Origin of the sequence: Brevundimonas diminuta (assembly GCF_050310045.1) — a bacterium.
Taxonomy (GTDB): Bacteria; Pseudomonadota; Alphaproteobacteria; order Caulobacterales; family Caulobacteraceae; genus Brevundimonas; species Brevundimonas diminuta_F.
In genome coordinates, this window is sequence record NZ_CP190005.1 from 2,535,533 (window position 1) to 2,561,418 (window position 25,886).

Annotated in this window: 28 protein-coding genes and 1 riboswitch; of the genes, 13 read left to right on the plus strand and 15 right to left on the minus strand. The window is 67.9% G+C overall.

Going from position 1 to position 25,886, the window contains the following annotated elements; translation table 11 throughout:
- Positions 1–31: 31 nt before the first annotated feature.
- Positions 32–1,003, minus strand: coding sequence for a 4-hydroxy-3-methylbut-2-enyl diphosphate reductase (gene ispH, locus ACORJG_RS12205; RefSeq protein WP_427789363.1), 972 nt, complete (start codon positions 1,001–1,003; stop codon positions 32–34).
- A gap of 148 nt (positions 1,004–1,151) precedes the next feature.
- Here ispH and ACORJG_RS12210 point away from each other — a divergent pair, with 148 nt between their 5' ends.
- The 4 genes from ACORJG_RS12210 (at position 1,152) to ACORJG_RS12225 (ending at position 6,289) form a co-directional block, all read left to right on the plus strand.
- Entirely contained in the window at positions 1,152–1,790 is a 639-nt protein-coding gene (locus ACORJG_RS12210; RefSeq protein WP_427789365.1) for a Tat pathway signal sequence domain protein, read from the plus strand.
- Between the two features lie 3 nt (positions 1,791–1,793).
- The gene (gene argS / locus ACORJG_RS12215; RefSeq protein WP_427789366.1) at positions 1,794–3,593 is read left to right on the plus strand and encodes an arginine--tRNA ligase; all 1,800 of its coding nucleotides are present in this window, start codon (positions 1,794–1,796) and stop codon (positions 3,591–3,593) included.
- A gap of 175 nt (positions 3,594–3,768) precedes the next feature.
- Positions 3,769–4,779 carry an adenosine deaminase gene (locus ACORJG_RS12220; RefSeq protein ID WP_427789368.1) on the plus strand — a complete coding sequence of 337 codons (1,011 nt, stop codon included), beginning with the start codon at positions 3,769–3,771 and terminating at the stop codon, positions 4,777–4,779.
- Positions 4,780–4,987: 208 nt separating this feature from the next.
- Complete coding sequence (locus ACORJG_RS12225; RefSeq protein ID WP_427789370.1) at positions 4,988–6,289, plus strand: type VI secretion protein ImpB; 1,302 nt, start codon at positions 4,988–4,990, stop codon at positions 6,287–6,289.
- On the opposite strand, the gene pncA is transcribed toward ACORJG_RS12225, so the two are convergent.
- On the minus strand, positions 6,280–6,933 hold the full coding sequence (gene pncA / locus ACORJG_RS12230; RefSeq protein WP_427789372.1) for a bifunctional nicotinamidase/pyrazinamidase: 654 nt from the start codon (positions 6,931–6,933) through the stop codon (positions 6,280–6,282). The genes ACORJG_RS12225 and pncA overlap by 10 nt on opposite strands.
- A gap of 4 nt (positions 6,934–6,937) precedes the next feature.
- Positions 6,938–7,906 (minus strand): class 1 fructose-bisphosphatase, encoded by a 969-nt coding sequence (locus ACORJG_RS12235; RefSeq protein ID WP_427789374.1) that lies wholly within the window; start codon positions 7,904–7,906, stop codon positions 6,938–6,940.
- 115 nt (positions 7,907–8,021) lie between these two features.
- A riboswitch (glycine riboswitch) is annotated at positions 8,022–8,118 on the plus strand.
- A gap of 162 nt (positions 8,119–8,280) precedes the next feature.
- On the opposite strand from ACORJG_RS12235, the gene gcvT reads away from it, so the two are divergent.
- From gcvT to ACORJG_RS12265, 6 genes are all read left to right on the plus strand, one after another.
- Positions 8,281–9,390 (plus strand): glycine cleavage system aminomethyltransferase GcvT, encoded by a 1,110-nt coding sequence (gcvT, locus tag ACORJG_RS12240; protein ID WP_427789376.1) that lies wholly within the window; start codon positions 8,281–8,283, stop codon positions 9,388–9,390.
- 133 nt (positions 9,391–9,523) lie between these two features.
- On the plus strand, positions 9,524–9,889 hold the full coding sequence (gene gcvH, locus ACORJG_RS12245) for a glycine cleavage system protein GcvH (protein WP_123155206.1): 366 nt from the start codon (positions 9,524–9,526) through the stop codon (positions 9,887–9,889).
- Between the two features lie 118 nt (positions 9,890–10,007).
- Complete coding sequence (gcvPA, locus tag ACORJG_RS12250) at positions 10,008–11,354, plus strand: aminomethyl-transferring glycine dehydrogenase subunit GcvPA (RefSeq protein ID WP_427789378.1); 1,347 nt, start codon at positions 10,008–10,010, stop codon at positions 11,352–11,354.
- A gap of 15 nt (positions 11,355–11,369) precedes the next feature.
- A complete protein-coding gene (gene gcvPB / locus ACORJG_RS12255; protein WP_427789380.1) occupies positions 11,370–12,962 on the plus strand; it encodes an aminomethyl-transferring glycine dehydrogenase subunit GcvPB in 1,593 nt (530 codons plus the stop codon).
- A 173-nt stretch (positions 12,963–13,135) separates the two neighbouring features.
- Positions 13,136–13,540 (plus strand): PGPGW domain-containing protein, encoded by a 405-nt coding sequence (locus tag ACORJG_RS12260; protein ID WP_427789381.1) that lies wholly within the window; start codon positions 13,136–13,138, stop codon positions 13,538–13,540.
- Between the two features lie 120 nt (positions 13,541–13,660).
- Entirely contained in the window at positions 13,661–14,128 is a 468-nt protein-coding gene (locus ACORJG_RS12265; RefSeq protein WP_427793041.1) for a DUF6789 family protein, read from the plus strand.
- An 88-nt stretch (positions 14,129–14,216) separates the two neighbouring features.
- Here ACORJG_RS12265 and ACORJG_RS12270 read toward each other — a convergent pair whose 3' ends face one another.
- From ACORJG_RS12270 to ACORJG_RS12315, 10 genes are all read right to left on the minus strand, one after another.
- Positions 14,217–14,732: a F0F1 ATP synthase subunit B gene (locus ACORJG_RS12270; protein ID WP_427789383.1), complete on the minus strand. Its 516-nt coding sequence runs from the start codon at positions 14,730–14,732 to the stop codon at positions 14,217–14,219.
- Complete coding sequence (locus tag ACORJG_RS12275) at positions 14,732–15,304, minus strand: hypothetical protein (protein ID WP_427789385.1); 573 nt, start codon at positions 15,302–15,304, stop codon at positions 14,732–14,734. Before ACORJG_RS12275 ends, ACORJG_RS12270 begins: the two co-directional genes overlap by 1 nt.
- 80 nt (positions 15,305–15,384) lie before the next feature.
- On the minus strand, positions 15,385–15,609 hold the full coding sequence (locus tag ACORJG_RS12280) for a F0F1 ATP synthase subunit C (protein ID WP_003168985.1): 225 nt from the start codon (positions 15,607–15,609) through the stop codon (positions 15,385–15,387).
- 58 nt (positions 15,610–15,667) lie between these two features.
- Complete coding sequence (locus tag ACORJG_RS12285) at positions 15,668–16,456, minus strand: F0F1 ATP synthase subunit A (protein ID WP_427789388.1); 789 nt, start codon at positions 16,454–16,456, stop codon at positions 15,668–15,670.
- Positions 16,457–16,461: 5 nt separating this feature from the next.
- Complete coding sequence (locus ACORJG_RS12290) at positions 16,462–16,833, minus strand: AtpZ/AtpI family protein (RefSeq protein WP_427789389.1); 372 nt, start codon at positions 16,831–16,833, stop codon at positions 16,462–16,464.
- A gap of 153 nt (positions 16,834–16,986) precedes the next feature.
- Complete coding sequence (scpB, locus tag ACORJG_RS12295) at positions 16,987–17,667, minus strand: SMC-Scp complex subunit ScpB (protein WP_427789391.1); 681 nt, start codon at positions 17,665–17,667, stop codon at positions 16,987–16,989.
- A complete protein-coding gene (locus tag ACORJG_RS12300) occupies positions 17,664–18,488 on the minus strand; it encodes a segregation and condensation protein A (protein WP_024353401.1) in 825 nt (274 codons plus the stop codon). Before ACORJG_RS12300 ends, scpB begins: the two co-directional genes overlap by 4 nt.
- Before the next feature lie 16 nt (positions 18,489–18,504).
- Positions 18,505–19,554 (minus strand): beta-N-acetylhexosaminidase, encoded by a 1,050-nt coding sequence (gene nagZ, locus ACORJG_RS12305; protein ID WP_427789394.1) that lies wholly within the window; start codon positions 19,552–19,554, stop codon positions 18,505–18,507.
- 13 nt (positions 19,555–19,567) lie between these two features.
- Positions 19,568–20,383, minus strand: a complete 816-nt coding sequence (locus ACORJG_RS12310; RefSeq protein ID WP_427789396.1) for an SPOR domain-containing protein — start codon at positions 20,381–20,383, stop codon at positions 19,568–19,570.
- Positions 20,384–20,469: 86 nt separating this feature from the next.
- Complete coding sequence (locus ACORJG_RS12315) at positions 20,470–21,684, minus strand: deoxyguanosinetriphosphate triphosphohydrolase (protein WP_427793043.1); 1,215 nt, start codon at positions 21,682–21,684, stop codon at positions 20,470–20,472.
- Between the two features lie 81 nt (positions 21,685–21,765).
- Between ACORJG_RS12315 and ACORJG_RS12320 the strand changes: the two genes are divergently transcribed.
- From ACORJG_RS12320 to ypfJ, 3 genes are all read left to right on the plus strand, one after another.
- Positions 21,766–22,113: a HesB/IscA family protein gene (locus tag ACORJG_RS12320; RefSeq protein WP_427793045.1), complete on the plus strand. Its 348-nt coding sequence runs from the start codon at positions 21,766–21,768 to the stop codon at positions 22,111–22,113.
- Positions 22,114–22,168: 55 nt separating this feature from the next.
- On the plus strand, positions 22,169–22,555 hold the full coding sequence (locus ACORJG_RS12325; protein WP_427789398.1) for a hypothetical protein: 387 nt from the start codon (positions 22,169–22,171) through the stop codon (positions 22,553–22,555).
- 85 nt (positions 22,556–22,640) lie between these two features.
- Positions 22,641–23,492: a KPN_02809 family neutral zinc metallopeptidase gene (ypfJ, locus tag ACORJG_RS12330; protein ID WP_427789400.1), complete on the plus strand. Its 852-nt coding sequence runs from the start codon at positions 22,641–22,643 to the stop codon at positions 23,490–23,492.
- 10 nt (positions 23,493–23,502) lie between these two features.
- On the opposite strand, the gene ACORJG_RS12335 is transcribed toward ypfJ, so the two are convergent.
- Together ACORJG_RS12335 and ACORJG_RS12340 are read right to left on the minus strand one after the other, a co-directional pair.
- A complete protein-coding gene (locus ACORJG_RS12335; RefSeq protein WP_427793047.1) occupies positions 23,503–24,783 on the minus strand; it encodes a DUF418 domain-containing protein in 1,281 nt (426 codons plus the stop codon).
- Positions 24,784–24,873: 90 nt separating this feature from the next.
- Positions 24,874–25,818 carry an aspartyl protease family protein gene (locus ACORJG_RS12340; RefSeq protein ID WP_427789401.1) on the minus strand — a complete coding sequence of 315 codons (945 nt, stop codon included), beginning with the start codon at positions 25,816–25,818 and terminating at the stop codon, positions 24,874–24,876.
- Positions 25,819–25,886 lie beyond the last annotated feature (68 nt).

The window sequence follows — 25,886 nt, forward strand, 5'->3', positions numbered from 1 at the left end:
GCGGCCCTCCCCGGCCGTGTGCGCCGCCGTCTCAGGCCGTCAGGGCGCGGGGCAGTTTGAAGGTCACGGTCTCGCGGGCGCCGTCGTCCTCGGTCACGGTCACGTCGAAGCGGGTGCGAAGCGCCTCGATCACCCCCTGCACCAGCGGCTCCGGCGCCGAGGCCCCGGCGGTCAGGCCGACCGTCTCGACCCCGTCGAACCAGCCCCAGTCCAGATCGCCCGCATCATCGACCAGGCGCGCATCGAGAGCTCCGGCCTTCAGCGCCACATCCACCAGTCGCGCCGAGTTGGACGAGTTCTTGGACCCCACCACCAGCACCAGCCCGCAACCCTCGCCCAGCCGCTTGACCGCCTCCTGACGGTTGGTGGTGGCGTAGCAGATGTCTTCCTTGTGCGGGTCGGGCAGTTCGGGGAAGCGCCGCTTCAGCGCCGCCAGAATTTCGGCCGTGTCATCCACCGACAGCGTGGTCTGGGTGGCGTAGGCCAGCGGCTGATCGCCGGGGCGCTGGAAGGCTTCCGCATCCTCGACCGTCTCGACCAGACTGATGGCGTCAGGCGGCAGCTGGCCCATAGTGCCGACGACCTCGGGGTGGCCCGCATGGCCGATCAGGATGACGTGGCGCCCCGCGGCGAAATTCCGCTCGGCCTCGACGTGGACCTTGGACACCAGCGGGCAGGTCGCGTCCAGAAACAGCATCTCGCGCGAGCGGGCCGTAGCGGGCACCGACTTGGGCACGCCGTGGGCCGAAAAGACCACCGGCCGGTCGTCCGGGCACTCGTCCAGTTCCTTGACGAAGACGGCGCCCAGACCCTTCAGCCGATCGACGACGTGGCGGTTGTGGACGATCTCATGGCGCACATAGACGGGGGCGCCGTATTTCTCGATCGCGCGCTCGACGATCTGGATGGCGCGGTCGACCCCGGCGCAGAAGCCGCGCGGCGTCGCCATGCGGACGGACAGGGGGCGACGTTGAAACTGTGAGGGCGATACAGGCGCGTTCATGGCGCTGAACTTAGGGCTTTGCGCGCCGGATCGCCACCGGAAGTCCGCGCGCCGTTTGCCGCGCCTCGCTTTAGCCGCTATCACCACCCAGCGTGGCCCGTTCGGGCGTCTGATCGGCCCGCCTTCATCGACTGCCGGAAAGCTCCTGATGCGTCGCGTCCTGACCGCCCTCGCCGCCTTTTCCATCGCGGCCGCGCTGATCCCCAACGCCGCCGAAGCCCAGAGCGGGCGTCCGCAGGGCGGCGGCAAGAAGGCCCAGGAGGCGCCCTCGCGCCCGATGCGGTTCGCGCCGCTGAGCCGACGCGCCAACGCGGGCCCCTGCCCCTATGTGAAGATTCTCTATGACGCGGCCCGCTACGTCGAGATGGCCGACTACGCCCAGCCCTCGACCAGCGGCATCGGCTACACCGGCGAGATCGAGGGCGTCAGCTCGGACTGCACCTATCGCGAATCCGATCCGATCCGTCTGGACATGAACCTGCTGTTCAGCCTCGGCAAAGGGCCTCAGGCTGAGGGCGACGCACGCACCTACCGCTACTGGATCGCCGTGACCGAGCGGAACTCCGCCGTTCTGGCCAAGGAATATTTCGACCTGCCCGTGACCTTCGGCGGCGCCGACCGCACCCAGGCCGAGGCCAGCCAGACCATCGTCATCCCGCGCGCCGAAGCCACCACCAGCGGCGGCCACTTCGAAGTCCTGATCGGCTTCGACGTCACGCCCCAGATGGCCGAGTTCAACCGATCCGGCAGCCGTTTCCGCCCGACTGCGGGCCAACAGAACAACTAAGACATGACCGACCTCAAGACTTCTCTCAGCGAAGCGGTCGGAGCCGCCTTCGCCGCCGAAGGCGTGGACAAGGCCCTGGCCCGCGTCACCGCCTCTGACCGTCCCGACCTGGCCGACTTCCAGTCAAACGGCGCCCTGGCCGCCGCCAAGGCGCTGAAGGCCAACCCGCGCGAACTGGCCGCAAAGGTGGCCGAGCGTCTGGCCGCCGATCCGCGCCTGTCCTCGGTCGAGGTCGCCGGTCCCGGCTTCATCAACATGAAGCTGTCGAACGCGGCGCTGGCCCAGCGCGCGGCCGAGGTCGCGGCGGACGATGAACTGGCCGGCGCCTCGCGCGTCGAGCCGCGCAAGGTGGTGATCGACTACGGCGGCCCGAACGTGGCCAAGCCCATGCACGTCGGCCACCTGCGCAGCGCCATCATCGGCGAGAGCCTGAAGCGGCTGTTCCGCCTGCGCGGCGATGACGTCACCGGCGACGCCCACTTCGGCGACTGGGGCTTCCAGATGGGCCTGCTGATCACCGCCTGCGGCGACGAGGGTCTGGCCGACGCCTTCATGGCCGACGGCGAAGGTCCCTTCCCGGCGCAGACGCCGGTGACGCTGGCCGACCTCGACCACCTCTATCCGCTGGCGGCGGGCAAGGCCAAGGAAGATCCCGCCTTCCGCGATCGCGCCCGCAAGGCGACCGCCGAACTGCAGGGCGGCCGCCCCGGCTATCGCGCCCTGTGGTCACACTTCGTCGCCGTCAGCCGCGAGGCGCTGAAGCGCGAATATGACGACTTGTCGGTCGACTTCGACCTGTGGAACGGCGAGAGCGACGCCGATCCCCTGATGGACGAGATGATCGCCGACCTGAAGGCCAAGGGCCTGCTGGTCGAGGACGACGGCGCCCAGGTGGTCCACGTCGCCCGCGAAGGCGAAACCCGCAAGAAGAAGCTGGCCGACGGCTCGGTGATCGAAGCGCCGTCGCCCCCGCCCCTGCTGGTCATCAGCTCCGAAGGCTCGGCCATGTACGGCACGACCGACCTGGCCACCATTCTGGACCGCAAGAAGTCGATTGCGCCCGACCTGATCCTCTACGTCGTCGACGAGCGTCAGGCCGAGCATTTCGAACAGGTCTTCCGCGCCGCCTATCTGGCCGGATACGCGCCCGAGAAGTCGTTGGAGCATCTGGGCTTCGGCACCATGAACGGCGCCGACGGCAAGCCGTTCAAGACCCGCGCGGGCGGCGTCCTGAAGCTGCGCGACCTGATCGACATGGCGACGGAAAAGGCGCGCGAGCGTCTGCACGAGGCCAAGCTGGGCGACGACCTGCCCGCCGAAGAGTTTGAGGACATCGCCCACAAGGTGGCGGTCGCCGCGCTGAAATTCTCGGACCTGTCGAACAACCGCACGACCTCTTACGTCTTCGACCTCGACCGCTTCATGAGCTTCGAGGGCAAGACCGGCCCCTATCTGCTGTATCAGGCCGTGCGGGTGAAATCCCTGCTGCGCAAGGCGGCGGAACAGGGCGTGGCCCTGGCCCCCATCGTCATCGAGGAAGCCGCCGAACGCGATCTGGCCCTGACGCTGGACGCCTTCGACGCGGCCACGGCGGACGCCTATGACAAGCGCTCGCCCAATCTGATCGCCGAGCACGCCTATCGGCTGGCGCAGAGCTTCTCCAAATTCTACGCCGCCTGCCCGATCCTGGTCGCGCCGGACGAGGCGACCAAGGGCTCGCGCCTGGCCCTGGCCGCCGCGACCCTGCACCAGTTGGAGACGGCCCTGCGCCTGCTGGGCATCGAGACGCCCGAGCGGATGTAGGATTCCGCCTTTCCTCCCTATCGCATCGCGATGGGGAGGTGGCGCGGAGCCGCAGGCGACGTGACGGAGGGGCCGCTGGATTCCTCCGCCCCAGCCCCTCCACCACTTCGTGGTCCCCCTCCCCATTGCATGGGGAGGAAAAGTGCTAGGCTGCGCTCAAGTTACGGAGCCCCTCATGTCCCTCGACGCCTTCATCGCCGGCCTGCCCAAGGCCGAACTACACCTGCACATTGAAGGCTCGCTCGAGCCCGAACTGATGTTCGAGCTGGCGCAGCGCAACGGCGTCGCCATTCCCTATGACAGCGTCGAGGCCGTGCGCGCGGCCTATGACTTCTCGAACCTGCAGGACTTCCTCGACATCTACTACGCGGGCGCGGCCGTGCTGCTGACCCGTCAGGACTTCGAGGATCTGGCCTTCGCCTATTTCCAGCGCGCCGCCGCCGACAATGTCCGCCACGCCGAGATCTTCTTCGACCCCCAGACCCACACCGATCGGGGCGTGCCCTTCGCCGTCGTGGTCGAGGGCCTGATCGCGGGCATGGACCGGGCCAAGGCGGAGCTGGGCGTAACGTCGGGCCTGATCCTCAGCTTCCTGCGCCACCTCAGCGAAGACGAAGCCTTCGCCACGCTGGAGGCCGCCAAGCCCTATCTTCATCACTTCATCGGCGTCGGACTGGATTCGTCCGAGGTCGGCCACCCGCCGTCCAAGTTCCAACGCGTCTTCGCCGCCGCCCGCGACTTAGGGCTGAAGCTGTGCGCCCACGCGGGCGAGGAAGGCCCGCCCGAATACGTCCGCGAGGCGCTCGACCTGCTGCACATCGACCGCATGGACCACGGCAACCGCTCGATGGAGGACGAGGCCCTGATCGCCCGTCTGGCCGCCGAACAGATGACCCTGACCGTCTGCCCCCTGTCGAACCTGAAGCTGTGCGTGGTCAGGAATCTGAAGGACCACCCGGTCCCCGAGATGCTGCGCCGCGGCCTGCACGTCACCCTGAACTCGGACGACCCGTCCTATTTCGGCGGCTATGTGAACGCCAACTATAGCCAACTGGCCGAGGCGGTCGGCCTGACGCGCGAACAGGTGACGCAACTGGCGAAGAACAGCTTCGAGGGCAGCTTCCTGAACGACGCCGACAAGGCGAAGCGGATCGCCGAGGTGGAGGCCTACGCGGCGGCGAACTGAGCCGCCCTCCCTCTCTTCGCCGTCATCCTCGGGCTTGACCCGAGGATCCAGAACCTTTTCGGCCGGATGCGTGCAGGCGCCGGTGGTTCATGCCGTGGCTGTCGGCGTGGCTGGATCCTCGGGTCAAGCCCGAGGATGACGGCACTGGGGGATGGCCTTTCCCCACATCCGACTCCCACGCGCACAACGTTCCTGATATGTTCACATCATGGAACGCCCCGGTCGACAGCCTGATGAAGACGCCGCCGGGCTGCGCTGGCTGTTCATCGACCTGAACGCCTTCTTCGCCAGCGTCGAGCAGCAGCAGAACCCTGACTGGCGCGGCAAGCCCGTCATCGTCCGCCCGGCGATCAGCGAATACACCGGCGCCATCGCCGCCAGCTATGAGAGCAAGGCCTTCGGCGTCCGCACCGGGATGCAGGTGGCCGAGGCCCGCCGCCTGTGCCCCGACCTGATCGTCGCCGAGGCGCGGCCCGACCTCTATGTTCAGGTCCACAAGCAGATCATGCACGAGATCGACCAGCACGTCCCGGTGTGGAAGGTCGGCTCCATCGACGAATGTTCGTGCCAGTTGATCGGGCCGAAGCGGCAGGAAGCCAACGCCGTCGCCCTGGCCCGGCGCATTCAGGCAGGGATCATGAAGAATGTGGGCGGGTGTCTCCGGTCCTCCATCGGACTGGCGCCCTCGCGGTTTCTGGCCAAGACGGCCTGCGGCATGAAGAAGCCCGCCGGGCTGACGATACTGCGCGCCAACGAACTGCCCGGCGCCATCCTGCACCTGCCGCTGTCGCAGTATCCGGGCGTCGGCTCGCGGATGCGCGAGCGGCTGGCGGCGGCGGGCGTCACGGACACGGCGGGCCTGTGGAACATGACCGCCAAGGAGGCGCGGGCGGTCTGGAACAGCATCGAGGGCGAGCGCATCTGGCGCGGCCTGCACGGCCTCGACAGCGAGCCGACGCCGGAAAAGCCGCCTGCCTCCATCAGCCACAGCCATGTGCTGGCGCAGGCCATGCGCAACCCGGACAAGGCGCGGGCGGTCGCGCGGCGCCTGATGGTCAAATGCGGGGCGCGGCTGCGGCGGATGGGGCTGACCGGCGCCGGGATCAGCCTGCATCTCGACATGGGGCCGAAGGGCGCCAGGCGCGGCTGGGACACCACGGGCCTGACCCGCGCCGTCGCCCCGACGCAGGACACCTTCGCCCTGCTGGCCGCGCTGGACGCGCTGTGGCGCCGGGTCGAGCCGGAACTGGAGGCCGGGCGGTTGAGCTATGTCGGCGTCGGCGTTCACGGCCTGAAGGCGCGCGACGCCTTCGAGGCCGATCTGTTCGACATCGGCCCGGATCAGGGCGGCGACGCGCCGTCCTTACGCCTGTCGCAGGCGCTGGATGCGCTGAACAAACGCTATGGCAAGGACACGGTCAGCATCGGCCCCAAGGCGGGCCTGCCCGACTATATCGGCGCCAAGATCGCCTTCACCCGCATTCCCGATGAGGCGGACTTCTATGAGTGAGAGATCAGGTCTGAGGCCGCGATCTCGGCGATCTTCAGCGCGCTGAAGCTGGCCTTGGCGGCGGCCGCCGTGTCCGGAGCGATGGCGCGGCAGGCGTCCTCGATGACCACGGCCTCGAAGCCTTCTCGCACCGCGTCCTCGGCGGTGAAGCGGACGCAGTAGTCATAGGCCAGACCGCACAGAAACAGCCGCTTCACGCCCAGATCGCGCAGCAGACCCGCCAGACCGGTCGCCGTCCTGTGGTCGTTCTCATAGAAGCCGGAGTAGCTGTCGACCGCGGGATTATAGCCCTTGCGAACCACGGCCAGCGCCTTGGTCACGGCAGGCGCCGCGTCAGGGTGAAAGTCCGCCCCCGGCGTCCCCTGCACGCAGTGATCCGGCCACAGCATCTGGGGGCCGTAGGCGACCTCGATCTGCGTGAAGGGCGCCGCGCCCGCATGGTTGGAGGCGAAGCTGATCTGGTCCGGCGTGTGCCAGTCCTGAGTGGCGATGACAGTCGCGAACCGCTCGGCCAGCCGGTTGATCAGGGGCATGATCGCCGCCCCGCCCTGAACCGCCAGAGCGCCGCCCTCGCAGAAGTCGTTCTGGGCGTCGATGACCAGGAGCGCATCGCCCAATCCAATCTGGGGGCTGGCGATCTCCATGACGTCAGGCCGCCGCGATCTGATCGACTTCGTTGGCCGAACCCAGGACAACCGGCACCCGCTGGTGCAGTTCGGTCGGAGTCACGTCCATGATGGCCTGCTTGCCGTCGGTGGTCGACTTGCCGCCCGCCTGTTCGACCAGGAAGGACATGGGGTTGCCCTCATACATCAGGCGCAGCTTGCCCGGCTTGTTCGGCTCGCGCTTGTCCCACGGATAGAGGAAGACGCCGCCGCGCATCAGGATGCGGTGCACGTCGGCCACCATGGCGGCGACCCAGCGCATGTTGAAGTTCTTCCCGCGCGGCCCCTCGGCGCCCTTCAGGCAGCCGTCGACATAGCGCTGGACGCTTTCAGCCCAGTGGCGCTGGTTCGACATGTTGATGGCGAACTCCTTCGTATCGGCCGGAATGCGCACGTTCTCATGCGTCATCAGCCAGCGGCCGTCCGGCGCCAGGGTGAAGCCCGCCACCCCCTTGCCCGTGGTCAGCACCAGCATGGCTTGACCGGCGTAGACGGCGTAAAGCGCCGCGACCTGATGACGCCCCGATTGCAGGAAGTCGGCTTCGCTCGGCTGGGCCGACGGCGCCTTCAGCACCGAGACGATGGTGCCGACCGGCGCATTGATGTCGATGTTGGACGAGCCGTCCAGCGGGTCGAACAGCACCAGATATTCGCCCGCAGGATTAGTCGCCGGCTGCATCGTGTCCTTTTCCTCAGACGCCACGCCCGCCACAGCCGGACAGGCCAGCAGGGCCTCGGTCAGCAGGTCGTCGGCGATGACGTCCAGCTTCTTCTGCTCCTCGTCCTGCACATTGACGGCGCCCGACGCGCCCAGGGCGCCGACCAGGGCGCCGCCCGCCACCACCTGGCGGATCTCGACGCAGGCGGCGGCCGCCGTGGTCAGCGTCGCGACCAGTCCCTGCGGCAGGTCGAGGGAGGCGAGGTGGGCGGCGAGATCGGTGCGGGCGGTCATGACGTCCTTGAAATCCTGTGGGCGAAGCGCGGTTCCACCCCCTCATGGCCCTTCGGATCGACGGCGGCAAGTGCGGCGCCGCTTGACTTCGCGCCGGAGTCGGGGCCTTACGTCGGACGCTCTCGCGGGAGAGATCGGGTCCGTTCGCGGCGCCCGGAGCCGAAGGCGCAACCGCCCCGGAAACGCTCAGGCAAAAGGACCGCGAAAGCGCACGGACGCTGGAAAGTCGCCGAAGGACGGAGGGTCCCGACGCGCGCCGACGGAGCAAGGCCGAACCCTTTCGAGGGAACGGTCGGAATCTCTCAGGCTTCAGGACAGCGGGGGCGCAACGACGGCGAAGCTATCGCCGCAACCTGCGACCCGGAGGCGACGCCATGAGCGATCAGGCCCTTAAGACTACCCCTCTCAACGCCGCGCATCGCGCGCTTGGCGCCCGCATGGTCGGCTTCGGCGGCTATGACATGCCGGTTCAGTATGAAGGCGTGCTGGCCGAGCACCGCTGGACCCGCGAGCACGTCGGCCTGTTCGACGTCTCCCACATGGGTCAGGCGCGCATCACCGGCGCCGACGCCATCGGCCAGTTCGAGCGTTTCGTCCCCGGCGACTATGAGATCGTGAAGCCCGGCAAGCAGAAATACACCCTGCTGCTGAACGAACAGGGCGGCGTGATGGACGACCTGATGGCGGGCAAGCCGTTCGAGGACGGCCTCTATATCGTCGTCAACGCGGGCAATAAGGACGCCGACTTCGCCTTCCTGAACGCCAATCTGTCGGGCGACGCCAAGCTGGAGGTGCTGGACCGCGCCCTGCTGGCCATTCAGGGACCGGAAGCGGCCGCCGTCATGGCCGCCCATTCGGCTGAGCTGGCCGACATGGGCTTCATGGACTGCCGCACCGTCCGTCTGTTCGATGAAGACTGCATCGTCTCGCGCTCGGGCTACACCGGCGAAGACGGCTATGAGATTTCGCTGCCCAGCGCCGCCGCCGAGCGGGTGTGGAACCTGCTGCTGTCGGACGAGCGGGTGAAGCCGGTCGGTCTGGGCGCGCGCGACAGCTTGCGTCTGGAAGCTGGTCTGCCGCTGCACGGCCACGACGTCGACGCAGAGACCACTCCGGTCGAGGCGGCCCTGACCTTCGCCCTGTCCAAGTCGCGCAAGGAGCGCGCCGACTTCGCCGGGGCCGACGTCATCCTGAAACAACTGGCCGACGGCCCGGCGCGCGTCCGCATCGGCCTGCACGTCAAGGAAGGCGCCCCCGCCCGCGAAGGCGCCGAGATCGCCGACATGGACGGAAATCTGATCGGCAAGATCACCTCGGGCGGCCCTTCGCCGTCGCAGGGGCGCAACATCGCCATGGGCTATGTCCCGCCCGCCTTCGCTGAGGTCGGCACGGAACTGAAGGTTCTGGTGCGCGGCCGCCCCGCCGCCGCCGAAGTCGTCGCCACGCCTTTCGTGGCGACCCGCTACTACCGGAAGCCGAAATAAGACCGCCACCCTCGGGCTTGACCCGAGGGCCGGGCGGTCCGCCGCTCGACGCTGGAAGTTCTAGACCAACCGCCCGCTCCAGGGCTCGATCCTCGGGTCAAGCCCGAGGATGACGAAAAAAGGGAAGACCAAGATGAAGTTCACCAAGGATCACGAGTGGGTTCGCCTCGACGGCGACGTCGCCACGGTCGGCATCTCCAAGCACGCCGCTGACGCCCTGGGCGACGTGGTGTTCGTCGAAACGCCGGAAGCGGGCAAGACCGTCTCGGTCGGCGACAGCTTCGCCGTCGTGGAATCGGTCAAGGCCGCCTCGGACGTCTACGCCCCCATCGCGGGCGAAGTGATCGAGGGCAACGCCGCCCTGGCCGACGCCCCGGAAACCGTCAACGCCGATCCGGAAGGCGAAGGCTGGTTCGCCAAGATCAAGGTGTCCGACGCCTCGGTGCTGGACGGTCTGATGGACCAGGCCGCCTACGACGCCTACCTGACCACCCTCTAAAGGTCTCCCCTCTCCGCTCATCCCCGCGGAAGCGGGGACCCAGTTCCTTGGGGTCAAGCAGCGGTGTTTGAAGCTTAAACCTGGGTCCCCGCTTCCGCGGGGATGAGCGGAATATAGAATGCGCTACCTCCCCCTGACGCCCGACGACCGTGAGGCCATGCTGGCCGCCATCGGCGCCAAATCCATCGACGACCTGTTCATCGACGTGCCGCAGGCCGCGCGCCGCGAAGGCTTCGTCGACCTGCCCCGCGTGGCGGGCGAACTGGAGGTCGAACGCGCCCTCTCGGCCATGGCGGGCAAGAACGCCACGGCCGGAACCGTCCCCTTCTTCTGCGGCGCGGGGGCCTATAAGCACCACATCCCGGCCACGGTCGATCATGTGATCCAGCGGTCGGAGTTTCTGACCAGCTACACCCCCTATCAGCCGGAAATCGCGCAGGGCACGCTGCAATATCTGTATGAGTTTCAAACCCAGGTCGCCAACCTGACCGGCATGGAAGTCGCCAACGCCTCCCTCTATGACGGCTCGACCGCCATGGCCGAGGGCGTGCTGATGGCCACCCGCGTGACCCGCCGCAACAAGGCCGTCATCTCGGGCGGGGTCCACCCCCACTACGTCAAGGCGACCGAGACGGTGGTCCACGCCGTCGGCGTCGAAACCGAAGCCCTGACCGCCGCCGTCGACGCCGAAGACGCCGTCATCGCCGCCATCGACAAGGACACGGCCTGCGTCGTCGTCCAGACCCCCAACGTCTTCGGCACCGCCACCGACGTGACCAGGATCGCCGAGGCCGCCCACGCCGCCGGCGCCCTGCTGATCGTCGTGGTGACGGAAGCCGTGTCGATGGGCCTGCTAAAGTCGCCCGGCGAAATGGGCGCCGACATCGTCGCGGCCGAAGGTCAGTCGATCGGCAACGCCCTGAACTTCGGCGGCCCCTACATCGGCCTGTTCGCCACCCGCGAGAAGCTGCTGCGCCAGACCCCCGGCCGCTACTGCGGCGAGACCGTCGACGCCGAGGGCAAACGCGGCTTCGTCCTGACCCTGTCGACGCGCGAGCAGCACATCCGCCGCGACAAGGCGACCTCGAACATCTGCACCAACTCGGGGCTGTGCTGCCTCGCGTTCAGCATCCACATGAGCCTACTGGGCGAGACGGGCCTGCGCCAGCTGGCCCTGCTGAACCACGAAAAGGCCGTCGCCACGCGCGACGCCCTGGCCGCCATTCCGGGCGTCGAGATCCTGACCCCGCGCTTCTTCAACGAGTTCGCGGTCAAGCTGCCGAAGAACGCCGCCGAGGTGGTTCAGACCATGGCCGACAACGGCGTCCTGTGCGGCGTGCCCTACAGCCGTCTGGCGCCCGATGCAGGTCTCGACGACGTCCTGCTGGTCGCCGCCACCGAGACGACGCTGGACGCCGACATCAAGATCCTGGCGGGTGCGCTCGCCAAGGTCCTGGCCGCCTAAGGGGAGATTGGAACCATGAGCACGATGAACACTGTCGGCCGCCCGACCGCCCCGAACGCCGCCTCGGACGCGTCCTACAAGCCCGCCACCCTGACCGGCGGGCGCGGCCTGCTGCAGGACGAGCCGCTGATCTTCGAAGGCGAAGGCTGGGGCAAGACCGGCGTCGACCTGCCGAAACCCGCCACGAACGGTTCTGACCTGGGCGATCTGGTCCGCAAGGATCCGATCGGTCTGCCCGGCCTGTCCGAGCCCGAGGCCATGCGCCACTATGTGCGCCTGAGCCAGAAGAACCACGCCATCGACCTGGCGCTGTATCCGCTGGGCTCGTGCACGATGAAGCACAACCCGCGCCTGAACGAAAAGATGGCGCGCCTGCCGGGCTTCTCGGACATCCACCCGCTGCAGCCGCAGTCGACGGTGCAGGGCGCGCTGGAGCTGATGGATCAGCTGGCCCACTGGCTGACGACGCTGACGGGGATGCCTGCGGTGGCCCTGTCGCCCAAGGCGGGCGCGCACGGCGAACTGTGCGGCCTGATGGCCATCCGCGCCGCCCATGAAGCCAAGGGCGAGCATGAACAGCGCCGCAAGGTGCTGGTCCCGACCTCGGCCCACGGCACCAACCCGGCCACCGCCGCCTTCGTCGGCTATTCTGTGGTCGAAGTGGCCCAGACTGACGATGGCCGCGTCGACGTGGCCGATCTGGCGTCCAAGCTGGGCCCGGACGTGGCGGCCATCATGGTGACGAACCCGAACACCTGCGGCCTGTTCGAGCGCGACATCCTGGAGATCAGCCGCCTGACCCACGAGGCGGGCGCCTACTTCTACTGCGACGGCGCCAACTTCAACGCCATCGTCGGCCGGGTGCGCCCCGGCGACCTGGGCGTCGACGCCATGCACATCAACCTGCACAAGACCTTCTCGACGCCGCACGGCGGCGGCGGGCCGGGCGCCGGTCCGGTCGTGCTGTCCGAGGCCCTGGCCCCCTTCGCCCCTGCCCCGTGGGTCGTGAACACCGGCGACGGCTACAAACTGGTCGAGCGCGAGGAAGACGAGGCCGAACAGGCCTTCGGCCGCCTGTGCGCCTTCCAGGGGCAGATGGGCATGTATGTCCGCGCCCTCAGCTACATGATGTCCCACGGCTCGGACGGCCTACGTCAGGTGGCCGAGGACGCCGTTCTGAACGCCAACTACATCAAGGTCCGCCTCGAAGACCTGATGAGCCCGGCCTTCCCCGACGGCCCCTGCATGCACGAGGCCCTGTTCGACGACGAGTGGCTGAAGGGCACGGACGTCACCACGCTCGACTTCGCCAAGGCGATGATCGACGAGGGCTTCCACCCGATGACCATGTATTTCCCGCTGGTCGTCCACGGCGCAATGCTGATCGAGCCGACCGAGACGGAATCCAAGGCCGAGCTGGATCGCTTCATCGAGGCCATGCGCCTGCTAGCGGGCGCAGCCCTGGAAACGAAGAATGGGGCCGGAGACGTCGAACGTTTCAAGGGTGCGCCCTTCCACGCGCCCCTGCGTCGTCTGGACGAAACCCGCGCCGCGCGCTCGCCGCGTCTGCGCTGGGCCGCGCCGGAAGGCTCCAACCGCGCCGGTTGATCGGCTCTGCAAGCCTGACCTCAGCGAACGCCGTGTCTTTCGGGACACGGCGTTCTGCATTTCGGCGGTGACTTACGAAAGCGTCATGACGGCGCCGCCTTTCAGCCTTGTCTGATGCGTTCAGTGCGTATCGGCCAGACTTCCCGGCCGCCCCCTGCTCGAGACGCCGTCCCGTGACCCTGGTCCTGCCTTCGCTGAGCCCGCCTCCGCCGCCCCGTCCGGGCGTGGCGCGGCGTCTGCGTCGTCTGGCGCTGATGGCGGTGGGCTTCTTCATCATCCTGCTGGGCATAGTGATCGCCCCCCTGCCCGGCCCCGGCGGCGTGCCGGTCATCGCCCTGGGGCTGGTGATCGTCCTGCGCAACTCATGGTGGGCCAAGCGGCAATTCATCCGCGCCCAGCGCGCCCGCCCCAAATGGGTCTATCCCTTCCGCCGTCTGATGCGGAAAAAGCCCGAGATCGCCCCTGTCTTCTGGCAGCAGACCCTGCGCGCCGAGAAGATGGTGCTGCGCCGCCGTCGACGCCCGCTGGCCCGACTGCGTCGCCGCCTGCGCGGGCTGTGGCGCAGGTCCAGACAATAAGGCCAAGCTAAGGCCAACACACGAATGTGAACGCCCTTCATACCGGATTCGCGTGGAACGGCGTATGCTCCCCCTTGCGTAGTCTCGAGGTTGAAAGCGTTGGGAGGCGCTGTTCACATGATGTCACGCGTAAAAAAGGGAATCATCGCCGGTTTCGCAGCGACCGTCGCGGTTTCCGTGCTTGAAGTAGCCAACCTCTTCCTCAATCACCTGTTCGACCCCTTCCCCGGCGTGGTGGCCAGACTGTTCGGAATGCCGGGCAATATGGCGGCCGGGTGGGGTCTGCATCTAGTAATCGGCACCTTCGCCCTGGGGTCGCTGTTCGGCGTGCTTTATCCGCGCCTGCCCAGCGCCACGCCCGTCACCAAGGGCATCGTCTTCGCCGTCGGCGCCTGGGTGCTGATGATGCTCTATATCACCATGGCGGGCGATTACCGGACCTTCACTGGTTCGTCCGGCTTCGGCACCTTCGGATGGATGCTGGCGCTGCACATGGTCTTCGGCGCGGTCATGGGCAATGTCTATGCCCGACTGGTCGAGCGTGAGCGGCGCGGCGTCGCTCCGATCGGGGCCGCCCCGGCTCACTAAGGTTCTGCGAACCCGACAACAGGATCGCGGACAAACAAAAGGCCCCGCCGGCGACGGCGGGGCCTGATGTTTTTGCGCTGCTGAACGATCAGTTCAGCTTGTCGCCGATCTGGGCGATGGCTTGATCGATCAGGGCGTCCGTCTTGGCCCCGGCGATGCGGGCGGCCAGGATCTGCTGCGCAGCCTTGGCGGCCAGGTCTGCGGCTGCAGCCTTGACCTCTTGCGTGGCCTCGGCCTCGGCCTGGGCGATGCGGCGCTCGGCCAGGGCCTGACGGCGGGCGGTCGATTCCTCGATGCGCGCCTTGGCGTCGGCTTCCAGACGCTTGGCGTCCGCTTCGGCCGTGGCCAGCAGGTCGGCGGCCTGAGCTTCAGCCTCGGCCTTCTCCTGACGGATCTGGGCCAGCATGGCTTCGGCTTCGGCGCGCAGGCGGGCGGCTTCGTCAAGGTCCCCCTGAATCTTGGCGGCCTTGGCGTCCAGGTTGGCGGCGACCAGCTTGGGCACGCCCGCCATCACCACGATGGCGATGAAGATCAGCAGGCCAAAGGCGACCCACAGTTCAGGATTGGCGAAATCATAGAAATGACCGGTCAGGAAGGCGGGCATCAGGCGGCTCCCTTGATGGCGGCGGCCATTTCAGCATCGGTAGCCGCCTTGCCGGTCAGACGCTCGAGCATGGCGGCCGCTGCGTCCGAAGCAATGGTCGTGACATTGGCCATGGCGGCGTCGCGGGTCTTGGCGATGGCGCCTTCGGCCTCGGCGATACGCGCGTTGACCACGGCTTCGTCGGCAGCCAGGCGGGCGTTGAATTCTTCGGTGACGCGCTGCTTGGCGGCTACGGCGGTCGCGCGGGCGTCGGCGCGAGCCTTCTCGACCTCGGCGCGGGCGGCCTCGGCCTGAGCAGCCGCTTCGGTCTGGACCGAACGGGCGGCGGCGATGGCGCTGTCGATCGTGTCCGCGCGCTCGTCCATGACCTTGCGCAGCCGCGGGGTGAAGACCTTGGCGACCAGGACGTACAGAAGGACGAACAGGATCAGCAGATAGCCGATCTGGCCCGCCCAGTGCTGGAATTCGAACTGGGGCAGACCGCCCGAGCCATGCTCGGCCGCCGCCTGCGTCTCCGCGTGGAGATCGCCGGGCGCCGGGGTCTGTACGTCAAGTGTGGGTGTGCTGGCCATGAACCGTCTTCGCTAGATCAGGACAGCGGCGCGCAGGACAGACCCGCGCGCCGCCAATTCTGAGTGATCGTGGGCTGGGATCAGCCGAAGATCATCAGGACGCCCAGCACGAAGGCCAGGATGCCCAGGGCTTCGGCCAGGGCCGCGCCGACGAACAGATTGCCGACTTGCGAAGCGGCAGCAGCCGGGTTGCGCAGGGCGCCGGCCAGGAAGTTGCCGAAGATGTTGCCGACGGCCAGGGCCGAGCCGATCATGCCGAGGGTGGCCAGACCAGCGCCGATGTACTTAGCGGCTTCAGCGTCCATGATGATTTCCTAATTTCTTGGAGCGTTGGAGGGTAGGGTTACGAACTGAACTCAAGCCTTAGTGGCCATCGCCCAGGTTGACCACATCGTTGAGGTAGATGCAGGTCAGAACGGTGAAAACGAAGGCCTGAAGGAAGGCCACCAGGAACTCGAGCGCCGTCATCGCTACGACCATTCCCAGCGACAGCGCCGCGACGGGAAGAAGGGCATAGGCCAAACCACCGGTGACGATGGCCACCGCACCCAATTGAACGACGAACTGGGCGAAGATCTTCAGCGCCACGTGACCGCCCAGCATGTTGCCGAACAGACGCAGGGCCAGGGTGGCCGGACGCAGCAGGAAGGACACGAACTCGATCAGGCCGACGACCGGGCGCAGCAGCAGCGGCGCGCCCGCAGGCCAGAAGAGCCTCAGAAAGCCGACGCCGTTCTTGACGATGCCGATCACCACCACGGTCAGGAAGGAGATCAGGCCAAGGGTCAAAGTCACGGCCAGCTGCGAGGTGGCGGTGAAGGTCAGGAACATGCCCAGCAGGTTCATCGACAGAACCATCAGAAACATGGTGAAGGCGAAGGGGAAATACTTCCGGCCCTCATGCCCGATGATGGAGTTGGCCAGGTTGTCGACCATGCCGAACAGGCTTTCGCCCGCGGCCTGCATCCGGCCCGGCACCACCTTGGCGCCCGAGGTCGCCAGCGACAGGAAGCCCACCACGCCGACGAAGGCGATGGTCATGGCCACGTGCGAGTTCGTGATCGCGATCACCTGTTCGCCCAGGATGGGAACATTGACCGTGCCGAACTCTACGAGCGGCTTGACCTCAAATTGTTCAATCGGACCGGCCATTAAGCCTATCGTTCCCTGTTTTCTTCGTCAGCCTCGACGATAGGTTCGCCCTGTTGAGGCAAACCCGCCGCCTTGGCCTGCGCCATCAGCCGGTGGGCTGTGCGACGCGCCATATAAACCGATAAGGCGAAGCCCAGCAGGACCCCGCCCAAAACGCCCATCGGCGCCGTCCCGAACAGCCGGTCGACGCCAAACCCGATTGCGAGACCGATCAGCACCCCGCCGAGAAGCTCGGCGATGATGCGATAGGCCTGGCCGACGACCTTCTGCGCAGCAACATCGACGGACTTGTCCGCCTGAACCTTCGCCTCAAGTGCGGATGCGCCTTCGTGGAGGCGTTTGATCGCCTCTTCGCGCGATTCCTTCGTTGGGGACATGGCCTGTTCGCTCAGCGTCCGGCACAGGGCCGAAACGGGTCTGAATTTCGGCGCGGAACCTATAGGCGAGACGGCCTCAGGTCAAGGCGGCGCGCCCTGGACTTAAGTCCATGACTTTCCGACATTTCTTGGAGGCGCGACGTTCCGTCCCGGCTAAGGTTGCGACTCTTCGTCCTCGCTGACGAAATCCTGGGCGAATTCCGGCGCGCCGTCATCCAGCCCGGTCAGCAGATCCTCGCCTTCGTCGTCGCCTGCACGCGACGGGTCCGGCACCTCGAAACCAACCGGCATGGACAGATCCAGCAGGCCTGCCGCCTTCATCTCCTGTACGCCCGGCAGGTCATAGAGGCTGGCCAGGCTGAAATGCTCCAGGAAGTGGTCGGTCGTGGCGTAGGTGACGGGCCGTCCCGGCGTGCGACGCCGTCCGCGCAGGCGCACGAAGTCCATCTCCAGCAGCAGGTCCAGCGTCCCCTTGGACAGGGAGACGCCGCGCACACTCTCGACTTCAGCGCGGGTGCAGGGCTGATGATAGGCGATGATGGCCAGGGTCTCGAGCGCAGCCTTGGACAGGCGGCGCAGCTCCTCGCGCTCCTCGGTCATCAGGAAGCCGAGGTCGGGCGCGGTGCGGAACCGCCAGCGCTCGGCCACGCAGTCCAGTTCGACCCCGCGCCCCTGATAGCGTTTCTGAAGCGCGGTCAACGCCCCGCCGACGTCGGCGCCCTCCGGCAGGCGGCGCGCGATCTCGGCCAGCGACAGCGGCGCGGCGGCGGCGAACAGCAGGGCCTCGACCCGGCGTTCGATCTCGAGGTGGTCGGGGGAGAAGTCGAGGGTCACGGCGTCAGCTCCAGCGGCTGGCCCAGCCCTCTGCGCTTCAGCCACACCGCGTCGAATGGCCGCTCCTGACGAATGTCCATGCCCCCCTCCTTCACCAGCTCCAGACTGGCCGACAGGGTGGAGGCGGTATAGCTGGCCTGACTGGGGCCTTCCTGCCCCTCGGGCTTCTGGGGCGCCACGCGCTCCAGCGGCGTCCATTCAGCCAGGCGCGGCATGATCTCGCGCAGCCAGTCGCGGGCGGCCTCCAGCTGGAAAGCCTCGACCCGCTGGCCGGGGGCGTATTTGCGACGCTCCTCGCGGCGGCGCTGGGCGACATAGGCGCTCATCAGTTCATAGAGGCTGGCGTCCACCCGGTCGGACGGGATGATGACCGTCGCCTGCGGGTCGCCGCGCGTAAAGACGTCGCGCTTCAGCTGCGGGCGGCTGGTGATGGCCTCCACCGCCGTGCGCATGGCCTCCAGCTTCTGCAGGCGGAAGGCCAGGGCGGCGGCGATCTCTTCGGCCGGAGGCTCCTCCGGCTTGTCCTTCTCGTTGCGCGGGATCAGCAGGCGCGATTTCAGATAGGCCAGCCACGACGCCATCACGAGATAGTCGGCCGCCAGGGCGAAGTTGCGCCGCCGCGCCTCATGCACGAAGGCCAGATACTGTTCGGCCAGACGGGTGATGGACAGCTTCAGCAGGTCCACCTTCTGCGTCCGCGCCAGGGCCAGAAGGACGTGCAGCGGGCCTTCATAGCCCTCCAGATCGACGACGAAGGCCTCCTGCGCCTCGACCTGTTCGACGGCGGTGAAGTCGAGATTCGGCTGGAAGGCCTCGCTCATGCGCCCTCCCCGGCGATCACCCTTGCGCCTCGCCCACGTCCGGCCCCTTGGCGGCGTCGAAGCGGCCGTTCAGCGCCGCCTCCAGCCGGGCGCGGCCCTCGGCGACGTCCAACGGCTCGGGCGCGCGGACGATGCGGTTCAGCGCAGCCTCCGCGCGGCGCCTGGCCTCGCCCTTCAGCTTCTTCGTCGCCTTGGCGACCTCGGCCATCTCCTTCAGGTCGCCGTTGCAGTGGAGCACCACGTCGCAGCCCGCTTTCAGCGACTGTTCCGCCCGCTCGGTCAGCGTGCCCGACAGGGCCTGCATCGACAGATCGTCGGACAGGATCAGGCCGGAGAAGCCCAGCCGCTCGCGCATCAGGCGGATGGCCTTCTTGGACGTCGTGGCCGGGCGCTTGGCGTCGACAGCGGTGAAGACCACGTGGGCCGTCATCGCCATCGGCATGTCGGACAGCGCCTTGAAGGGGGCGAAATCCCAGGCGTCCAGTTCCTCGATCGCCGTCTCGACCACCGGCAGGTCGTGGTGGCTATCCGAGAAGGCGCGGCCGTGGCCGGGGATATGCTTGATGATCGGCAGGACGCCGCCCGCCAGCAGCCCTTCCGCGGCGGCGCGGCCCAGTTGGGTCACAGTCGCCGGAGCCTGGGCGTAGGCGCGGTCGCCGATGATGTCGTGGGCGCCCGGCACCGGCACGTCCAGCACCGGCACGCAGTCGACCGTGATGCCCAGTTCGCGCAGGTCATGGGCGATCAGCCGCGCGCCCAGACGCACCAGTTCGCGCGCCGCCGCCGGGTCGTTGGTCGCCTTCAGATAGGCGGCGCCCGGCGGATATTTCGGCCAGTGCGGCGGGCCGAGACGCTGCACCCGGCCGCCCTCCTGATCGATCAGGACAGGGGCGTCGTCGCGGCCCACGCTGTCGCGCAGTTCTGACACCAGCGCCTTGACCTGTTCGGGGCTGTCCACATTGCGGCGGAACAGGATGAAACCCCAGGGCTTGGCCTCGGCGTAGAAGGCGCGCTCCTCCGCCGTCAGCCTGTGGCCGGAACAGCCGTAGATGGCGGCGGAGGTCATGCTGGTGCGATCCCTAGCGGACGATGCAGTCGCGGCCCGCAGCCTTCAGCGCATTGCAGAAGGCGACGGCGCGATCACGGCTCATGCCGGTGAAGGTGGTGCGATACAGGGTCGAGCCGTTGGCGGCGGTGACTTCCTGCACGCGTTTCTCGGCGCCCGAGGCGTATTGACCGAAGCGGGCGGCGACAGCGGCGTATTCACGATCCGCGATGGCGGTCGAAGAGAAGGCGCCGATCTGCACGCCCGACGTTCCGCCGGTTGCAGCCGGAGCGGGCGCAGGCGCTGGGGCAGGCGCTGGGGCCTTCGTCGCCGGAGCGGGCGTTGCGGGCGCAGGCGCGGCCGGAGCCTTGGTCGCGGGAGCCGGCGCGGCGGGCGGCGGGGTCGAGGATTCGACCGGCGCGGCCGGGGTCGTCGGCGCGGGGCGCGGCAGCACCTCTTCCGGGCCGGGGGTGAAGGTCGGGGCGGCGTCCGTCGGGGCGCCGCCGTCGCGATAGACGCGGATGTCGGCTTCCGGGTCGACCGGCTGGGCGTCCAGCGGGGCCTCGACCTTCATGCTCTCGACCGGCGTGCCGACGGCGGGCGGCGCATCCGTCGAGGACCGCACGCCCGAGCGATAGAAGACCACCACCGCCACGATCAGCAGCAGCAGCACCACCGCGCTGACGATCAGGGTGATCGGCGGCGACTTGGCCGACGGCGCCCGGCGCGGGTCATAGCCGCCGCGCGTGAAGGGCAGGTCGTCGTCGGTCGGCGGCGTATAGGCGCCCCGGTCGCGGCCCGCGTTAGGCCCAGCGTTTGGATTGCCTCGGTGATCGTCGTCGTAGGACATGGGTCGCGCCTTGATGGTCGTGGGACACGCGCGCGAATCGGCGCGCGTCGGCGCTCAGTCTAACGCGCCGTGAAGCCCTTCTCGAATCACAGATCGAGGGCGAGGTCGAGGCTGAACAGCTTGCGATGCACCTCGATAGCGTAACGATCTGTCATACCGGCGATGTAGTCGCACACCGCCCGCGCCCGCGCATACGGATCATCGGTCAGGGCCGAGGCCTGCCACTCGGGCGGCATCACCTCCGGCTCGGCCATGAACAGCTGGAACAGCTGGGCCAGCACTCGACGCGCCTGACTGCGGGTGCGGTTGACGCGATAATGGCGATACATCCGCTCGAACAGGAAGCGGCGCAGAACGGCCAGTTCCGCCATCATGCCGGATGAGAACTGCACCAGAGTCTCGGGCGCCATGCGGACATCCTCGACCGTCTCGATGCGGTGCTTGGCCAGACGGGCTTCCGTCTCGGCCAGAACGTCATCGACCATGACGCCGATCATGCGGCGCACGGCCTCCAGCCGCAGCATCCGCTCGTCGATCTCGGGCCAGTCGGCGCGCGCGCTGGCGATACAGCGCCCGATCAGCGGCACATCGGCCAGATCGGACAGGCTGAACAGCCCCGCCTGCACCCCGTCATCCACGTCGTGATTGTTATAGGCGATGTCGTCGGCGATGGCCGCGCACTGAGCCTCAAGCGAGGCGAAGGTGCCCAGACGCAAGTCCCAGTCGGCCGCCCCGCCCGGCGCATAGGCGGCGACCGCCTTCCACGCCGGGTCCGACAGCAGGTGCGCCACCGGGCCGTTGTGCTTGACCACGCCCTCGACCGTCTCCCAGCTCAGGTTCAGGCCGGGGAAGCCGGGATAGCGGGTCTCCAGCTCGGTCACGACGCGGAAGCTCTGGACGTTGTGATCAAAGCCGCCGAAGGCCTTCATCTGTTCGTGCAGTTCGTCCTCGCCCGCGTGGCTGAACGGCGGATGGCCCAGGTCGTGGGCCAGGGCCACCGTCTCGGCCAGATCGTCGTCCAGCCGCAGGGCGTGGGCCAGCGAGCGGGCGATCTGCGCCACCTCAAGGCTGTGCGTCAGCCGGGTGCGATAGTGGTCGCCCTCATGCGCCACGAAGACCTGGGTCTTCTCCTTCAGGCGGCGAAAGGCGGTGGCGTGGATGATGCGGTCGCGGTCGCGGGCGAAGGCGGTGCGGGTGCGGCTGGCGGGCTCGAAAACATGGCGGTCGCGGCTGGCGGCGTGGTTTTCAGCGTAGGGGGCGCGGAGCAGGCTCAAGGCGGCAGCACTTCGTGATGGCGACAGGCCTTTGCGAATGCCTGTCAGACCCTCATATAGAGGGCCGTGAGCACCGTCCAACCTACAGAATCAGTCCACGACCTGTCGCTGTCGGTCGCAACCCGGTCGCCCGAGGGCATCACCCTGGCCGAAAGCGGCGCGCGCCGTCTGGCCAGGCTGTCCGAGGCCGAGGGCAAGCCGGTGCTGCTGCGCGTCGCCGTCGACGGCGGCGGCTGCTCGGGCTTCCAGTATCGGTTCGAGCTGGTGGACGGCCCCGAGGCCGACGACCTGGTGGTGCGCCGCGACAATCAGGCCGTGGTGATCGACCCCGTCTCCATCCCCTTCCTGAAGGATTCCGAGATCGCCTTCGTGGACGAACTGGCCGGCGCCCAGTTCGTGATCCGCAACCCCAACGCCGCCTCCAGCTGCGGCTGCGGAGTCAGCTTCTCGATCTGACTGCTACGAACGGCCTCGCTTGGAGACGAAACGAGCGACGCCCATCTGTAAGGGCATGAAGCGTCTGACCGCCATGATGCTGCTGTTCAGCGCCCCGCCCCTGATGGCGGGCGCCCAGACATGGCCGGGCTGGCCCGGCCCGCCGCCGCCCGGTTACGATCCCCATGTCGCACAGGCCGAACAGCATCGTCAGGCCATGGAACGCCTGCGCCTGCAGGCCGACCAGCGCGAGGCCGACGCCGCGCGGATGCGGCTTCAGACCGAACAGACCTTGCGCCAGTTGGAAGCCGCGCGATCGCCCGCTCCCTCTGCGCCGCCTGCAACGGCGTGGGCGCCGCACCCGACCGCCCCGTCCACGCCTGCACCCCTGACGCCGCCGCTCGACCAGACAGCGCCGGGCGTGGCGGAGATCGACGCCTGGCTGAACCGTGCGCCGCACTGAGCGACAGCGTTACATTTGCATCTATTCACCTGCCCCTGCGTTTCAGCCTAGCTTCAGGTCGAACGACGACAGCGGAGAACGATAGATGCGTTGGCAGGGCGGACGGCGCGGCGGCGGGATCGAGGATCGGCGCGGCATGGGCGGCGGCGCGGTCGCGGGCGGCGGCATCGGCGTGCTGGTGCTGGCGGCCATCGGCTATTTCGTCTTCGGCATCGACCCCAACACCACGCAACAACTGGCCAGCCAGTTCGGCGGCGCCGGTCAGGGCGAACAGCAGGGCCGGATGGCCTCGCCCGAGGATCAGGACGGCAGGTTCGTCGAGGTCATCGGCTCCAACATCAACGACGTCTGGGCGACCAAGCTGAGGGGCTACACCCCGCCGACCACCGTGCTTTATACGCAGGGCACCCAGACCGGCTGCGGCTACGGCCAGGCGGCTATGGGGCCGTTCTACTGTCCGGCCGATCAGAAGGTCTATCTGGACCTCAGCTTCTGGCGCGAGATGGAGAGCAAGCTGGGCGCATCCGGCGCCGACTTCGCCAAGGCCTATGTCATCGCCCATGAGTTCGGCCACCACGTCCAGACCCTGACCGGCGCCAGCCAGCAGGTGCAGCGCGCCCAGCAGGCGGCGCGGTCACAGGCCGAGGGCAACCGCTATTCCGTCGCGCTGGAGCTTCAGGCCGACTGCTACGCCGGGGTCTGGGCGCGCAACGCCGCCGTCGTCTCCAACGGCGAGGTGGCGCTGGAGCCGGGCGATCTGGAAGAGGGCATGAAGACGGCCCAGGCCATCGGCGACGATACGCTGCAACGGCGCGGCGGAGGACGCGTCTCGCCCGAAAGCTTCACCCACGGCTCCGCGGCCCAGCGGGTCGAATGGCTGCAGCGCGGCTATCAGACCGGCGATCCGGCCGCCTGCGACACCTTCTCCCAGCTTTAAGCCGCAGACGTCAGGCAGCCTTCTCGCGCTTGAGCGGCGAGGGCCGCCCATAGGCGAACCAGCGCAGCGCCCATTCCAGCGGCCCCATGTTGAACCGCTTCAGCCACAGGGTGCTGAAGATCATCTGGAACACCCAGACGCCCGCCGCCACGGCCCACAGGCCCCACCACTCCAGCCTGCCCCACAGGCCGAATCCGTAGAACAGCAGGGCCGCGATCGCCGACTGGCCCAGATAGTTGGTCAGGGCCATCCGCCCCAGATTCCGCAAGGCGCGCCCGACGAAACCGAGCGCGTTCATCTTCCACAGCGACAGCAGCAGCCCGACATGGCCCAGCGTCATGGCGCAACGCCCCAGCTCATAGCTGGCCTGCGTCACAAAGGTTTCAGACGAGAACTGGCTGCTCCACAGAACGACCGCCTGCGCGCCGTTGACCGCCAGGCCGACGGCGTAACCGCCCGCCGCCAACGCCAGATAAAAGCGCAGCGAGCGCGCGCCGCTCAGCACCCCCAGCTTGAACAGCGCCATGCCCAGCAGCATGAAGGCCACCGTCTCGATCACCAGGGTGATGGTGTAGCTTGAGGCGGCATAGTCCAGCCACGTCCGCACGCTCCACTTCAACAGGCTGACCGGGCCGTTCGTGCGCGCGGCCGTTTCCTCGGCCAGAACCTCAGGCGACACGGTCTGGGCTTCACGGGCGCGCGTATAGGCCTTGAGCGCCTCGGCGTCGTCGCCTGACAGGACAACGCCGCCCTGCACCTGAACAGCCAGTTCGGCGCCGCGACGCGCCTCGACCGCCTGATGGGCGCCGACCACGGCCGACTCGGCCGTCAGCATCAGCAGCATGGCCGCCGAGATGGCGATCAGGGTGCGCGGCCGCGCCATTCGGAAAATGAACAGCAGAAAACCTGACAGGCCGTAGACATAGAGGATGTCGCCCGGAAACAGCAGGACGGTGGCGTTGAACACCCCCAGGACCAGAAGGGCCACACAGCGTCGGAAATAGACGTCCGCCGCCTGAATCGTCCCGCGCCCGTCCTCGCCGCGCAGGGTGATCAACAGCATCCCCGCCCCGAACAGCAGGGTGAACATGCCCCGCATCGACCCCTGCACGAACAGGTGCTGGACGATCCACACCACCCAGTTCGGGTTGGCCGTCGTCGGCGGCAATTGCGGGTGAAACTGATCCCACGGACCGCCCATCAGGATGATGTTGACGAGCAGGATGCCGCACAGGGCGAACCCGCGCAGGAGATCAAGGCTCTCCAGACGGCGGGCGGGCTGCACGGACATATTACCGGGTGGCATGACGGGCATGTTCGGCCGCTTATCGTCCTTCAGGACGCAGACAAGAGGGATTCGCCCATTGAACGGTCATCAAGACTAAACAATGGTCACATCCATCAACGGCGCCAGGTGCAGAGCTCCGTCGCTCAGGGCCAAAATAACGTCCCGTCCCGCGAAAGCCTCCATGCCCAGAAGGGCGTCCGGATAGTTAGGCAAGGTCCGGTCGGCATAGACGGCGGTGACGACGTTGCGCCAGCGTTCGCCGCCCAGTTCCACGCTCTGCGCCCGGATCATCCGCGCCCGCGCCACGCCGCCCAGAACGATGCTGGAACCCGCCTGTTCAGGCCGCCCGTCCAGCAGGCCCGTCGCGCCCGCGACGCCTTCGCTCAAGGCCAGAAGACTGGACGAGCCGGTGTCCACCAGCGCCCGCACGGACGTCCCCTCCACCGTCATATCCGCCATCAAGGCCGTGCCCGAGCGCCGCACCGGCAGGGCGCGATAGGCCGGCGTAAGGCCCTGCTGCGCCTTTGACAGCAGCCTCAACCGTCGCCGACGCAGGTCCATCTCCAGCGCCGCCTGCATCAACAGGTCCTGCCCCAGGATCAGCGGCGCGCCCAGACCTTCGTCATCCGACAGAGGCCCCAGATCCAGTATGCCTGCGCGCAGCCGCCCGATGCGCGCCTCGCCCAGAGTCAGGTCCAGCGTCACGCCGCGCCCGACCTGCGCCCGGCCGTCCACCCCATAGGCGATCAGCGGCATGTCGAAGAGGTCGTCCAGCCCCAGCTCGGCCACCAGCCGCCGGTCGATTACCGAATACTGCGCCCCGCTGTCGATCAGGGCGGTGAACTCACGCCCCGCCAGCCGCACCTGCGCCGTCGGCAACAGGGTGCGCGGCGCCGCAAAAGGCAGCCAGCCGCTGGTTCCGTCTGCGCCGAACGTCAGCGCCGGGCGGCGCCACAGCACATGGTCCTTCAGCCACAGACCGCCGCCGACAGCCGCCGCCGCGGCTGCGGCCCGTATCAGAAAGGAACGACGATTCATCGCCTCCTCCATGAACCGGCGCGCGACGATGCGCCAGCCTCCGCGACATCGCAGTCGCCGGGATTGTC